13 protein-coding genes are annotated in these 12,917 nt (G+C 39.8%); 2 read left to right on the top strand and 11 right to left on the bottom strand.

Annotated features, from left to right (window positions below; all coding sequences use genetic code 11):
* Positions 1-39: 39 nt before the first annotated feature.
* From HC728_RS16585 to agaR, 11 genes are all read right to left on the bottom strand, one after another.
* Positions 40-1,089, bottom strand: coding sequence for a glycoside hydrolase family 105 protein (locus tag HC728_RS16585; RefSeq protein WP_190395770.1), 1,050 nt, complete (start codon positions 1,087-1,089; stop codon positions 40-42).
* A 25-nt stretch (positions 1,090-1,114) separates the two neighbouring features.
* Positions 1,115-1,870, bottom strand: a complete 756-nt coding sequence (gene kduD / locus HC728_RS16590) for a 2-dehydro-3-deoxy-D-gluconate 5-dehydrogenase KduD (RefSeq protein ID WP_005423608.1) — start codon at positions 1,868-1,870, stop codon at positions 1,115-1,117.
* Positions 1,871-1,939: 69 nt separating this feature from the next.
* On the bottom strand, positions 1,940-2,770 hold the full coding sequence (gene kduI / locus HC728_RS16595) for a 5-dehydro-4-deoxy-D-glucuronate isomerase (RefSeq protein ID WP_190395771.1): 831 nt from the start codon (positions 2,768-2,770) through the stop codon (positions 1,940-1,942).
* A gap of 101 nt (positions 2,771-2,871) precedes the next feature.
* Positions 2,872-4,014, bottom strand: coding sequence for an N-acetylglucosamine-6-phosphate deacetylase (gene nagA / locus HC728_RS16600; protein ID WP_190395772.1), 1,143 nt, complete (start codon positions 4,012-4,014; stop codon positions 2,872-2,874).
* Position 4,015: 1 nt separating this feature from the next.
* Positions 4,016-4,453 (bottom strand): PTS galactosamine/N-acetylgalactosamine transporter subunit IIA, encoded by a 438-nt coding sequence (gene agaF / locus HC728_RS16605; protein ID WP_005423615.1) that lies wholly within the window; start codon positions 4,451-4,453, stop codon positions 4,016-4,018.
* Between the two features lie 88 nt (positions 4,454-4,541).
* Positions 4,542-5,459, bottom strand: a complete 918-nt coding sequence (locus HC728_RS16610; RefSeq protein WP_005423617.1) for a PTS system mannose/fructose/sorbose family transporter subunit IID — start codon at positions 5,457-5,459, stop codon at positions 4,542-4,544.
* Positions 5,449-6,219, bottom strand: a complete 771-nt coding sequence (agaW, locus tag HC728_RS16615; RefSeq protein WP_005423624.1) for a PTS N-acetylgalactosamine transporter subunit IIC — start codon at positions 6,217-6,219, stop codon at positions 5,449-5,451. The genes HC728_RS16610 and agaW overlap by 11 nt, the downstream gene beginning before the upstream one ends.
* A 10-nt stretch (positions 6,220-6,229) precedes the next feature.
* Positions 6,230-6,730, bottom strand: a complete 501-nt coding sequence (agaV, locus tag HC728_RS16620) for a PTS N-acetylgalactosamine transporter subunit IIB (protein WP_065604644.1) — start codon at positions 6,728-6,730, stop codon at positions 6,230-6,232.
* Between the two features lie 14 nt (positions 6,731-6,744).
* Positions 6,745-7,914 carry an SIS domain-containing protein gene (locus HC728_RS16625; protein ID WP_065596991.1) on the bottom strand — a complete coding sequence of 390 codons (1,170 nt, stop codon included), beginning with the start codon at positions 7,912-7,914 and terminating at the stop codon, positions 6,745-6,747.
* A complete protein-coding gene (gene kbaZ, locus HC728_RS16630; RefSeq protein ID WP_017019584.1) occupies positions 7,911-9,212 on the bottom strand; it encodes a tagatose-bisphosphate aldolase subunit KbaZ in 1,302 nt (433 codons plus the stop codon). The genes HC728_RS16625 and kbaZ overlap by 4 nt, the downstream gene beginning before the upstream one ends.
* A gap of 47 nt (positions 9,213-9,259) precedes the next feature.
* On the bottom strand, positions 9,260-10,036 hold the full coding sequence (gene agaR, locus HC728_RS16635; RefSeq protein ID WP_005423633.1) for a transcriptional repressor AgaR: 777 nt from the start codon (positions 10,034-10,036) through the stop codon (positions 9,260-9,262).
* 410 nt (positions 10,037-10,446) lie between these two features.
* Between agaR and HC728_RS16640 the strand changes: the two genes are divergently transcribed.
* Together HC728_RS16640 and HC728_RS16645 are read left to right on the top strand one after the other, a co-directional pair.
* A complete protein-coding gene (locus HC728_RS16640; protein WP_190395773.1) occupies positions 10,447-12,003 on the top strand; it encodes a sulfatase in 1,557 nt (518 codons plus the stop codon).
* A gap of 79 nt (positions 12,004-12,082) precedes the next feature.
* Positions 12,083-12,811: an oligogalacturonate-specific porin KdgM family protein gene (locus HC728_RS16645; RefSeq protein ID WP_012535259.1), complete on the top strand. Its 729-nt coding sequence runs from the start codon at positions 12,083-12,085 to the stop codon at positions 12,809-12,811.
* Positions 12,812-12,917: the final 106 nt, after the last annotated feature.

Raw genomic sequence — 12,917 nt, forward strand, 5'->3', positions numbered from 1 at the left:
ACATGATCGGCTTTTCTATTCAACATTTCTAAGAAGTATTTATTCAGCTAACTTCGCAACCTCTGTTGCTGCAAGCATGAAAGCACCCGCACCATAATCGATGTTATGCTCAAACTTAACGTCACGTGGATTAAAGGCTGGTAGCTGTACCCAACCAATCATGCCGTTATCGTGAATACATTCAAGTAAAGCTGCCCACGATTTTTCGATAACTGGTAAGTAAGTTTCTTTATCTAACTCACCAGTATTAACGCCCCATGCTAAACCATAACAAAACAGAGCAGTTGCACTGCTTTCAGGTGCAGGGAAGTTTTCAGGAGCTAATAAGCTAGTACGCCAAAAACCATCGTCTTGCTGGTATTTAATGACTTCAGCCGCTAAATGTGTAAATAGAGTAATGTACTCTGAACGATTCATATAGTCTTCAGGCATGTTAGCTAGAATACGAGGAACCGATGCTAATACCCATCCAATGCCACGGCTCCAAAAGACTTTATTGCCGTTTTCTTCTCGTAACTCTTCACCATTTCCATTTGGAATATAACGATAGTCACGATAATACAAACCCGTTTCTGTATCTAATAAATGCTCAGCTGAATCCCAAAAAGCAGTATTCATGTAATCCAAGTATTTTGAATCGCCTGTTTGCTTTGATAATGCAACAAAAGCTGGTGGTGCCATAAATAATGAATCACACCACCACCAATCTTTACGGCCTAGCTCTGGCTCATTAACCATAATATCAAGCGCTTTAATGGTTGGCTCTAAGGCTTCGGGTTGATTAAATTCAGGATAAATATCAAGGTAGGCTTGGCAACAAACATGGTCATCAGCAAAACGAGCATTAGGTCCAGTTCTGAATCCAGTATGTAGAGCGTAATTTTTTACACCATCCAAATATTCAGTGTCTCCCGTTGCTTTCCATGCAGCGGCAGTACACGACCAAAAAACACCACGCTCCCAATCAGTATCTTTAATAAAACGGGTTTTGCCACTGCGTCTTACTACACTTCTTGTTTGGTTTTCAGCTTGGTAACGATAAACTCGCTTCATCGCTTGTAATACGTCTTGCTTTGTTCCTAATGTCATTTTGCTGTTCCTTCTGTACTTTAGATTAACGAGCTAACCAACCACCATCAACCGCAATCGTATAACCATTAATATAGTCACTTGCAGGTGATGCTAGGAAGATTGCAGGCCCTTCAAGATCAGAAGGTAATCCCCAACGATTTGCAGGAATACGTTCTAGAATCGCGGCATTTCTGTCTTCATCTGCACGCAATGCTGCCGTATTATCCGTTGCCATGTAACCCGGAGCAATCGCATTAACATTGATATTATGTTCTGCAAGCTCAGTCGCTAGGGCACGAGTTAACCCCATAACCGCTGATTTACTTGCAGTATAAGAAGGAACGCGGATCCCTCCTTGATATGACAACATAGAAGCAATATTGATGATTTTGCCGCCATTTCCTTGCTTAACAAATTGCTTAGCGACTTTCTGAGAAAGGAAGAATAACGTCTTTTGGTTAATATTAATTACGTCATCCCAATCTTGCTCTGAGAATTTGAGTAAATCTTCACGACGAATAATACCTGCATTATTAATTAAGATATCAACGTGACCCATCACCTCAACCGCTTCAGCAACGAGTTCTTCTAATCCTTCTTGCTTCATTAGATTTGCAGTAATGTAATGAAATTTACGACCTAATGCTTTCACTTGCTCTTCAGTTTCGGGAGCGGCTTGATGACCAACACCAACAATATCTGCCCCCGCTTTCGCTAAACCAAGTGCCATACCTTGACCAAGACCCGTATTACACCCTGTAACAATGGCAACTTTGCCTGTTAAATCAAAAAGTTTCATGTTCTTTCCTACTATTCTTGATATATGCTGCCGATATACACCAGCAACATAATAATAAAATTAAAATGACTATTTAATATCTGTCATTGCTACATGGTCCATATCATGGAAAGTTTGGTTTTCACCAACCATGCCCCAAATGAACGTATATGACGATGTACCAACGCCTGAATGAATTGACCAACTAGGGCTAATAACGGCTTGTTCATTTCGAACGACCATATGACGTGTCTCTTGAGGCTCGCCCATGTAATGGAAAACAATGTTGTCGTCTTTCATATCAAAGTATAAATACACTTCCATACGGCGTTCATGAGTATGACAAGGCATGGTGTTCCATAGACTACCAGGTGCTAATTCAGTCATTCCCATTAATAGTTGGCACGTTGGTAGTACTGATGGATGCAAGTATTTGTAAATGGTTCGAACGTTGCAGTTTTCTTGATTACCCAATGTTTCAGGAGAGGCTTCTTCACGTGTAATTTTACGAGTTGGATAAGCATGATGTGCTGGCGCGCAATTTAAATAAAAACGAGCAGGATCTTGTTGATCAACACTTTCAAAACTGATCTCTTCAGCTCCCATGCCTACATACATGGCTTCACGAGCAGCAATATCATAAGTCACACCATCAACAATCACTCGCCCAGCTTGCCCAATATTAATAATGCCTAGTTCACGGCGTTGTAAAAAGAAATCCACACCAATTTCTTTTCCACCTTCAAATGGAACACTTTCCGATATAGGTACAACACCACCAACAATAATGCGGTCAATGTGACTGTATGTAAGAGTAATTTGGTTTTCTTGAAACATCCCTTCAATAAGGAATTGTTCACGCAATCCAGCTGTATCTAACTGTTTTGCGTGATCGCTATGAATCGGTTGACGAATTTCCATTTTAAACCTCTAAAACATTGTTTTGTGTTATAGCTATCTAAATAATTCATTATTAGATGTTTATTTAGATAGCTATGAATTTTTAATAAAAATGGCGAGAGTTAATAAACCCACTTACCTTTAATCATGGTGTTCTGAACAGCGAAGTCTTGATTTACGACCACAAAGCTTGCTTCCATGTCTGGTGCAATGCTTCCTAAGCGATCATCAATACCTAAATATTTAGCAGGAACTGATGTTGCCATTTGTACCGCTTCCCATTCTGGTACTTCACTTAGCTGAATCATATTTCTTAACGCACTATCTAAACTGCATGTGCTTCCAGCAAGCGACCCGCATTTTGTTCTCGCTTCCCCTTTAGTTACAGTGATGGTTTGTGCGCCAAGTTGGTACTCACCATCCTCTAAACCACCAGCTCGCATACAGTCTGTAATAAGTGCAATTTTCTGATATCCTTTCATGCGATAAGCGAGCTGCATCATTACAGGATGAACATGCACACCATCAGCAATTAATTCAGCAAGCATGTCATGATACAAAACAGCCCCTGTACAACCGGGTTCTCTATGATGTAAACCACGCATACCATTAAACAAATGGACACCACAATCGGCACCTAATTGATGTGCTTGGGTAACTTGATCAAACGTCGAATCTGTATGAGCAACAGAGGTTTTGATGTTTTGACTTTGCAGCCATTGAATGGCTTCCATTGCACCATCAGCTTCAGGTGCTATTGCTACTCGTAATAGTGAATGCGCCGCTACGTCATAAAGTTCTTCTAACTCTTGAATGCTTGGTGATTTTAAATAAGCAGTTGGATGTGAACCTCGATGCACTTCTGTAAAATATGGACCTTCTAGAAAGCTACCTAATAACTCAGCACCACACTGTTGAGGTTTATCTAACCACGTTTTTACAATACCAACTGACCTAACAATACTATCCCAAGGTGCCGTTACCGTTGTTCCAACCCAAGCAATAACCCCAGTTTGAAGCAAAGCATCAGAAATGGTTTGCAATGCTTCAGGCGTCGCGTCCATAACATCAGCCCCTGCTCGCCCATGAATATGAATATCGATAAACCCTGGCAGCAAGGCTTTCCCTTCTAATGGTAAAATCTCGCAATCTGTTGGTTCACATGCTGTTATCGCTTCTATTTCCCCATCATTCACTATGACGTAATGATGTTCTTTAATACCGTCAGCAACAAACACACGTTGTGGATATAAAGCGTAACGCATATTACAACCCATCTTCACATTCAGGTTCTGGTTCCATGAACAATTCAAGCTGTAATCGCATGTCTTGCATACATGAAGAGCCTATTTCTAATAATGTCGTTACTAACTCTTTTACTGTTGTATCATCACGTTCAAATGCAGCATTTGCTATCATTGGTAGATTTGCACCACCAATCAACTCAACATTTTCAGTATCCATTAAAATGGTTAAAGCACGATTTGCAGGTGAGCCACCAGGGATATCAGTTAAGAAAAGTACCCCTTCACCAGAATCAACACGCTTTGCAGCAGCTCGTAAGGCTTGCTCTAATTCATCTGTCGACATAGATTCAACAAAATCGACAAACTCCATTTGTTCTTGTTCACCAGCAATGGCTTTTACTGCTGACTCAACCCCTGTAGCAAAATTAATATGGCCTGAAACTACAATACCAATCATGATTTAATCCTTGTTACCAATGCTTTTATAATGCTTTGAAATTAAGGGGATGGGAGAATCCCCTTATACGACTTCATTTCTTTTTGTGTTACAAAATACCTAGGTAGTGACCAATAACACCACCGGCTAACGTTGAGAAAATCAACACAGGAGGTTTCGCCCAAAAACCAGTACCTTTCACCATTTTCAACATGAAGAACACCAATGCTAATGGCAAAATATTAGGCATTATCTTGTCAAACAGTGCAGTTTGAAGTTCAACGACTTTCCCTCCGAGTTCGAGAGATAAGGTGGTTTGAACTTTAATAAAGGATGCTGACAATGCACCAATAACAAAGATACCCATGATATTCGCTGCTTTGGCTAATTTCTCAGTCGCATCGCTCATGTTAACCATGGCTGCAGTACCGGCTTTATATCCCATAAACATCAAACCGAAATACACAAAGAAGTGCACAATTTGATACAGAATGAAGAAGACAAACGGTCCTGCAATAGAGCCTTGCATTGCAATTGATGCACCTAACGCCAACGTTAACGGCATAAGAGTCATATGGTCGATTGCATCACCAATACCGCCAGTAGGTCCCATACCCGCGACTTTCATTACATTCACTGTAGATGGTTTTTCCTTGTTTTCTTCCATTGCAATGGCAGTACCTAGCAGGAAGGTAAACAGTTTAGGACTCGCATTAAAGAACTGAAGATGGTTCTTAGTTGCCGTTGCTAAATCACGTTTGTTATTACCATGAATCTTCTTCAGTGCAGGAACAATTGAGTAAGCAAAGCCACCACCTTGCATACGTTCAAAGTTGAAGTTCCCTTCCATGAAAAGGCCACGAATCGCACATTTCCAAAGATCTTTTTTCGAGATAACTTTACGAACTTCTTTGTCTTGATATTCGTCGATACCATCAACCAAGCTCTTAGGATTCGCCACTTGAGTACCTTGAAACTCATCAATGCCGTCAATTAGAGCGTTTGGATTTTCTGTTTTAGATACCATCTTCAAAGTCCTCAAATTCTTGATTTGAATTTTTGTTTCCATTTCCACTAAAGAAGTAATATAGAGCGGCTGCTGATGCTCCTAAAATTGCCACGGCCATGATCGGAAGCTGTAAATACGTAGTCATTACAAAACCGATAAAGAACACACCCGCCACTTCTTTTGACCACATGATTTTCAATAGCATTGCAAAACCAATTGCAGGAACCATTTTCGCGCCGATACCTAATCCTTCTAACAATGTTTTCGGAGCATTAGCATCAATCCAAGCGGCGCCATGTTCACCAAAATAAACGGTCAAGAAGGCAATCACCGCGTAGAGCATTGAACGCATTGTAATGGTGGAAAGTAAGAGAAAATCAATGCCATTCGTATTTGCTTCTTCAGCGTATTTATCTGCTTTACCCATGGTAAATGAGGTCATAGCAAAGAAACCGATAACAAGCATTTGCATTAATACTGCGATAGGCATACCAACACCCATAGCAACTTCTGGTGATTGTCCTGTCATTACAGCAAATGCAACAGCGGCAATCGTACCCATAGTTACATCTGGCGGCTGTGCCCCAGCATTAGGCACTAGGCCTAACCATGCGAGTTCCAGCGTTGCACCTGCGATTAAGCCAATTTGCATATCGCCCATAATTAGACCAACAACAGGTCCTGTGATAAGTGGTCTATGGATATTCAACGCGACATCGTATTTATCGATACCACAGAAGAATGCCCACACTGCCACTAAACTTGCTTCAAATAACATAAGTACCTACCTAGGCTGCTGTTTTTGCTAGTTCAAGAACGTTAATTGGTGTTTGATCTGGTGTATTTTGAACCGTGCATGTCACGCCCTTTTCCACCATTTTTTCAAACGCTAAAATATCGGTTTTATCTACAGAAACGGTTTTCGCAATTTGACGTTTGCCATCGTGGTAATGCATATTGCCTACATTACAATGTGTAATTGGAACGCCACCTTCTACCAAACGAGCAACGTCAGTAGGGTTATTACATAAGATAAAAATCTTCTGTTTTGGCGATGCTTTATGAATCACATTAATGGTTTTTTGAATTGAAAAGAAACGCACCGCATATTCACCACCAGCAGAGGCTTTCATTCCAGCTTGCATAAACGCAGCATTAGGGCCTTCAGCGGCATCATCATTAGCAACAAGAATCAAATTAGCTTCAGAATGTTTTCCCCAAGTAATTCGAATTTGTCCATGCAGTAAACGCTCATCAATACGCGTCCAAACGATTTGTGGTCCAGTCATAATATTTCCCTGCTTTAATCTTTATTATTAAAAGTATGAATATTGACGCCTTGAACAACACGATTAACTTCACCTGTAGGGCACGGGTTGTCAGGAGTATTTCCTAGTGCAACAGAACGATGGAATGCGTAAGCTTGAGCAAACAACATGTAAGGAAACAGCAACTCAACATCTGACGCGTTTTCCATCATAGGTACACGAATTACGTTTTCATCTGCAACTACATCATTAAGTTGAGCGGTAATTGCGATAACTTTTTTAGCGATATTGTCACGACGAAGTTCAGCTAAAAGATCTAAATCGTATTGACGGGTGTATGGGTCATTAGAAATGAAAACAACAATCATGGTTTCATTATTAACAATGGACTTTGGACCATGACGAAAGCCAAGTGGAGAATCAAAACAAGCAACAACTTTACCCGCTGTTAGTTCTAATAATTTCAAAGCAGACTCTTGTGCTAATCCTTTCAAACCACCGCTACCTAAATAAATAACCCTACTAAAATCATGGGAAGCAGTATCTCTGACATTGGAATTAATTTCTTTGATCAACTCCTCAGAACACTTACAAATACTTTCGATTCCTTTCGAATTGTTATTTTTGTGCGTTAAAACAGAAAAACAAGCTAAAGTCATTGACGAAAAACTAGAGGTCATTGCGAATGACTTATCATTAGTTTCTTCTGGCATCAATAACACAAGGGCGTTCTCTTGATGTTGAAATTGAGTAAATAACGCCCCTTCACCATTGCAAGTTAGAATAAGATGATGACAGTTGGATAAACATTGATTGGCTAAATCGACTGCCGCAACACTTTCTGGACTATTACCTGAGCGAGCAAAAGAAACCAATAACGTGGGAACATCTTCAGCAAAATACTCCGCCGGATTAGAGACAAGATCAGTCGTTGAAATCGCTTCTACACGTTGTCGCAATACTTTTGATAATGCCGGAGCAACCGCTTGTCCAGCGAATGCTGAAGTACCCGCTCCCGTTAATATAATTCGACGTTCAGAGTTCGTATTCCACTTATCCATAAATGCTGAAATATCTACGATATTGTCTTGAATAATTAAATCTGTTCCACGCCAACTTGTTGGTTGTTGAGTGATTTCTTTCGCAGTCCAAAAACCAGAAAGCGTTTCTAATTCTGATTCTGTGTAACCAAGGTAGTGATTCATAATGCAACGCCTTCTTCTTTATTTTGTTTGCAAGCCTTCGCATAACTACGAAGTGTTTGACGGATCTTATCGAGAACAAGTTCTTTAGGTTCTAAACTCAATTGGCCTTCACGAACTGAGCGAAATTGAGATGATAAATGTTGGCTAAGTAATGGAAGCGGAATGCCATTACGAGATAAATTAGTGAACAGAGTATTCTGCGCCTGATTGATCTTTTCATCTGGCCAGTAATAGCGAATGCGATCACTAAAGCTGTAACTACGAGAGAAACGCTGTTGGGCTTCATTACCTTGGTAATAGGGTTGCCAATATTCAGGAGAATCACACATTTCTTTTTCGATATGTTCACGTAAATCTGAACAGTGTGCTTTTGGTATCAATTGCTCTTCGATATCGCATAGGTTGTATAACGCTTCACGCAAAGCAAAAGTAAGCGCTGGACCTACTTTCAAAATAGCAAAATGATCTCTTACAAGAGCTTGATACGCTTTATCTGTTTGATAATCTGTAGAATGTGCTTCAAAAACCATGTGCTCAAAGTCATCAACCACTTTACTTAACTCTGAAGCTTCTTCTGAGCGATAATCAATCACACCAGTATGATCAAATTCAACACCTGGCTGTACAACTAAACCAACTACACGTTGCCAACAGTCAGCTACGCCAGCTCGTTCAAATGCAAATTGATGAGATTGAATGGTTTTTCTTGCTGCCTCTGGTGAAGTAACTTGAAGTGTATCTAGCTCTTCAGCTGCACCACCCGGTACCGGCACTTCTGTACCAATAACATAAACAAGATCGCTATGACCAAAAGAAGAAATTGCCGTATCTTCTGCTATTTTAGCCAATCTAGCTGCACGTTCGGCGACAATTTCATCAGATAATGGCATTGGATCATCTGCACAAGACATGCTGCAATCTAGGTGGATCTTCTTAAATCCAGCAGCGACATAAGCGGCAATAAGATCATCTGCATTCACCATTGCTTCTTCAGCTGGTAGTTTCTGCCAACGATTTGGACCAAGGTGATCGCCACCAAGAATGAGTTTTTCGATTGGAAAGTTGAGTGATTTTGCTAGCTGTAATACAAAGTCTCGAAAATCAGCTGGCTTCATTCCTGTATAGCCACCAAATTGATCAACTTGATTAGAAGTTGCTTCAATTAGTAGCAAGGAGTCATCACTTAAAGCTTGAGAAAGCGCCGCTTCGATAACTAACGGATGAGCAGAACAAACCGAATAAATTCCGTTTTGTTCACCCGCTTTATGACGCTGTACAAGGTGTTGAAAGGTGTTCATTTACTAACTCCATACTGCATCCGAATGCAGCTATGGAGTTAGGTCGGTTACTTTTCTTTTTCGACGATGATTACTTCAACTTTCATTTCTCGAAGACCTTGTAGGTACTCTTCAGGAATATCAGAATCAGTAACTAAGATATCAATATTTCCGAATTCTCTGATCATATGACAACTGCGTTTACCAAATTTGGTTGAATCTGCAACTGCGATCACTTGCTCTGAAATATCACACATAAGTCGGTTGAGACTTGCTTCTTGCTCATTATGTGTAGTGATACCCGATCTCAAATCAAAACCATCAACACCTAAAAACACTTTATCGAAACGATAATTTTTTAAGCTAGCTTCAGCTTGAGAGCCAGAAAAAGAGAGAGCTTTCTTACGAAGAACTCCACCCGACATCAGTACTTCTATACCAGAAGCTGATGCTAATTCCATAGCTACATCCAGACCATTAGTCATGACTACTGCTTGCTCTAACGACTTTAAGTTAGATGCAATTTCTCGCGTAGTCGTACCAGAATCCAGAATAACGGTGTCACCATTTTCAATCAGCTGTGCTGCTGCGTAACCAATAGAAGACTTTGTCCCAATATTTTGATGACGCTTTTCATGAACCGTAAGTTCAGCAATCACACCAGTATTTGGAATAGCCGCTCCATGAGAACGAACAACATACCCATTCTTTTCTAAAAAGCTCAGGTCACTGCGAATAGTGACACTAGAGACATCAAATCGTGCAGCAAGGTCCTCAACACGTGCTTTACCATCTTGGTTAACCACGTTTACGATTTCCATGCGCCTTTCGACAGCACTCATCATTTTTTACTTGTCTCCTTAAATCAACGAAATCTCTTTCGTTTGATTTCGAATTAACCTTACACCTAAAAATTATTCCTACAATATGGAAGTATGAAACTTTTGATCTCTTTCACATTCTTTCGATAATCTTCGCTTTGTTTTTATCTTACGTTGTTTTTCGTATTTCTTCATATATTACTCTTTGAAAGCAAAAATACCAAATAAATCCCATAGTTAATGCGACTTGCCTTTCATTTATTTTTAGAACTGTAAAAAAAGAAAATAGTGCCCGGTTAAAAATCCATCAGCACTCTCAGGTTTTGTGATCACTAACACAGCAAGTTAACTTTCGATCACTTACGATCCGCAAGCTTTCGAAGAAAAATAAACAATAACGAAAACCCTACAATTCAATTTAGTAAGGAGACTCAATGTCTATTACACGCAGAGACATATTGAAAGGTGCAGCCGCAACAGGAGCTATTGCTGCAACATCAGTATTGTCTGGTTGCCAAAAAACAGGCTCAGTTAACTCAATGGCCGACTTGGCACACAAGATTAAACGTCCAAATTTATTAATCATATTTCCAGATGAAATGAGAGCACAAGCTCTTGGTTTTATGGGAGAAGACCCATCTCTAACGCCAAATTTAAATCGATTTGCTAAAGATAGTGCTGTTCTCAAACAAGCTGTATCTAATTTTCCGTTATGTACTCCATTTCGTGGGATGTTGATGACCGGACAATATCCTTACCGCAATGGGATTCAGGGAAATAGTCATACACCCACACCAGGAATGTTTGGTGGTAAAGATTTCGGTATTGAATTAAAAAAGAATCAATCTACATGGTCTGATATTTTAAGCCAACAAGGCTACAGCATGGGTTATATCGGCAAATGGCATTTAGATGCACCAGAAGCCCCTTTTGTTCCGAGTTATAACAACCCAATGGAAGGTCGTTACTGGAATGACTGGACAGCCCCAGATCGTCGTCATGGTTTTGACTTTTGGTATTCATACGGAACCTATGATAAACATTTAACACCAATGTATTGGACGAACGATACACCTCGTGATCAGCCTCTTCATATCAATCAATGGAGTCCTGAACATGAAGCTGACATAGCCATTAAATATTTACGTAATGATGGGGGCAATTATCGTGATAATGACAAACCATTTACGCTTGTCGTTTCGATGAACCCACCTCATTCTCCTTACGACCAAGTGCCTCAAAAGTATCTTGATCGATTTAAAGATAGCTCAAGAACGTTAAACTCTCGTCCAAATGTTCAATGGGATAAAGAATATCTAGAAGGATATGGCCCCGAATATTTCAAAGAATACATGGCGATGGTCAATGGTGTTGATGAACAATTTGGTCGTATCATCGATGAACTAGACGCCTTGAATCTTACGGAAGACACTTTGGTCGTTTTCTTCTCTGACCACGGTTGTTGTATGGGTTCAAATGGCAACCCGACCAAAAATGTACATTATGAAGAAGCAATGCGAATTCCAATGATGTTCCGCTGGCCGGGGAAAATTGCACCCAAATCCGATGATCTTCTTTTTTCAGCACCTGATATCTACCCAACCCTATTTGGATTAATGAGTATGGACGATTTAATTCCGGATACCGTAGAAGGCTCTGATTTCTCAAAAACAGTTAGAAGTGAAACAGGCGATACAAAACCTACCTCTCAATTTTATACCTTTATGCCTTATGGCGGACAATCTTACGGTCGTCGTGGAATTCGAAATAAGCAATACACTCTGATGATCGATAGAAAAATAGGTAAGCCATTAACTTATGTTCTTCATGATAATCAAGTAGATCCTTATCAAATGAAAAACATTGCTGAGCAACAACCTGAGCTCATCTCTCAATTAATTCAGAACGAACTCATGCCTTGGCTTGAGCATACTGGTGACCCATGGCGTCCAACAGAAGTACCTAAAAACACAGCCAATGCGTACACCTAAATACACATCTAAAAAGTAACAATGAACACAAATTCAAGATTTAGCAGTGAAACACCCATAACAATAAATAGGGAATATTATGAAACAATCTTATAAAGTTATTATCGCTTCTGGTTTAGCAATATTTGCAACACAAGCCCTAGCCAATGACTATAAAACAACAGTGGAATATCGCCATGAATATAAAGATGGCAATAATAAACATGCAGACAGAGTTAAAATGTTCTTAGATACAGGGAAGAATATCGGCTTTGAATTGGATGCAAGATACAACAATAAAGATCAAGACCAAATGTACGATGAAATGAGTATGAATGGTTCAGAGCTTTCGATTTTCTACTACGATAAAATAGCAGAAAACACGACGGGGCTATTGGGTTCATCACTCGATTTTAACCCTGATGGTTTAGTGTATGTTCCATATGTTCGTGTAAACCACTCTTTTGATAATGGTTTTAGAGCGCAAGCACGTTATAAATGGAAAATTTGGGATTACACACAAACTAACGCAGCAGGCGAAAAATACACATCTAAAATCCAAGAGTTAGATACATGGCTTGGCTACAATACGGGGAAATGGGATTTCCAATACGAGTTTCAAATTTGGAATGAAACCGATGATGATGCAAAACCTCAATTTGATAATGAAAGCTACGACTATCTCCACAATTTCCGCATCATGTATAGTTTCGTAAACCCTGATGGTACGAAATGGCGCCCATTTGTTGAAGTGGGTAATGTACGCCAAGACAGCTACAGCGATAACCGTCAAACTCGTTACCGTGTTGGTATCAAATACACATGGTAATTATCGATTTAAGTAAACACATAATATCTTTGTTTATTTAAACTAATAAAAAACGGCACCTCTTAAAAAAGAAGTGCCGTTTGATTATTTAATGACTGAATTTAAT

Origin of the sequence: Aliivibrio sp. S10_S31, from assembly GCF_014694495.1 — a bacterium.
Lineage (GTDB): Bacteria > Pseudomonadota > Gammaproteobacteria > Enterobacterales > Vibrionaceae > Aliivibrio > Aliivibrio fischeri.

Coding starts and splice junctions, on each gene's coding strand:
- agaF (WP_005423615.1), bottom strand. CDS start 4,453: ATGATTGGTATTGTAGTTTCAGGCCATATTAATTTTGCTACAGGGGTT.
- HC728_RS16645 (WP_012535259.1), top strand. CDS start 12,083: ATGAAACAATCTTATAAAGTTATTATCGCTTCTGGTTTAGCAATATTT.
- kbaZ (WP_017019584.1), bottom strand. CDS start 9,212: ATGAACACCTTTCAACACCTTGTACAGCGTCATAAAGCGGGTGAACAA.
- HC728_RS16585 (WP_190395770.1), bottom strand. CDS start 1,089: ATGACATTAGGAACAAAGCAAGACGTATTACAAGCGATGAAGCGAGTT.
- kduD (WP_005423608.1), bottom strand. CDS start 1,870: ATGAAACTTTTTGATTTAACAGGCAAAGTTGCCATTGTTACAGGGTGT.
- agaR (WP_005423633.1), bottom strand. CDS start 10,036: ATGATGAGTGCTGTCGAAAGGCGCATGGAAATCGTAAACGTGGTTAAC.
- HC728_RS16640 (WP_190395773.1), top strand. CDS start 10,447: ATGTCTATTACACGCAGAGACATATTGAAAGGTGCAGCCGCAACAGGA.
- HC728_RS16610 (WP_005423617.1), bottom strand. CDS start 5,459: ATGGTATCTAAAACAGAAAATCCAAACGCTCTAATTGACGGCATTGAT.
- HC728_RS16625 (WP_065596991.1), bottom strand. CDS start 7,914: ATGAATCACTACCTTGGTTACACAGAATCAGAATTAGAAACGCTTTCT.
- agaW (WP_005423624.1), bottom strand. CDS start 6,219: ATGTTATTTGAAGCAAGTTTAGTGGCAGTGTGGGCATTCTTCTGTGGT.
- agaV (WP_065604644.1), bottom strand. CDS start 6,730: ATGACTGGACCACAAATCGTTTGGACGCGTATTGATGAGCGTTTACTG.
- nagA (WP_190395772.1), bottom strand. CDS start 4,014: ATGCGTTACGCTTTATATCCACAACGTGTGTTTGTTGCTGACGGTATT.
- kduI (WP_190395771.1), bottom strand. CDS start 2,770: ATGGAAATTCGTCAACCGATTCATAGCGATCACGCAAAACAGTTAGAT.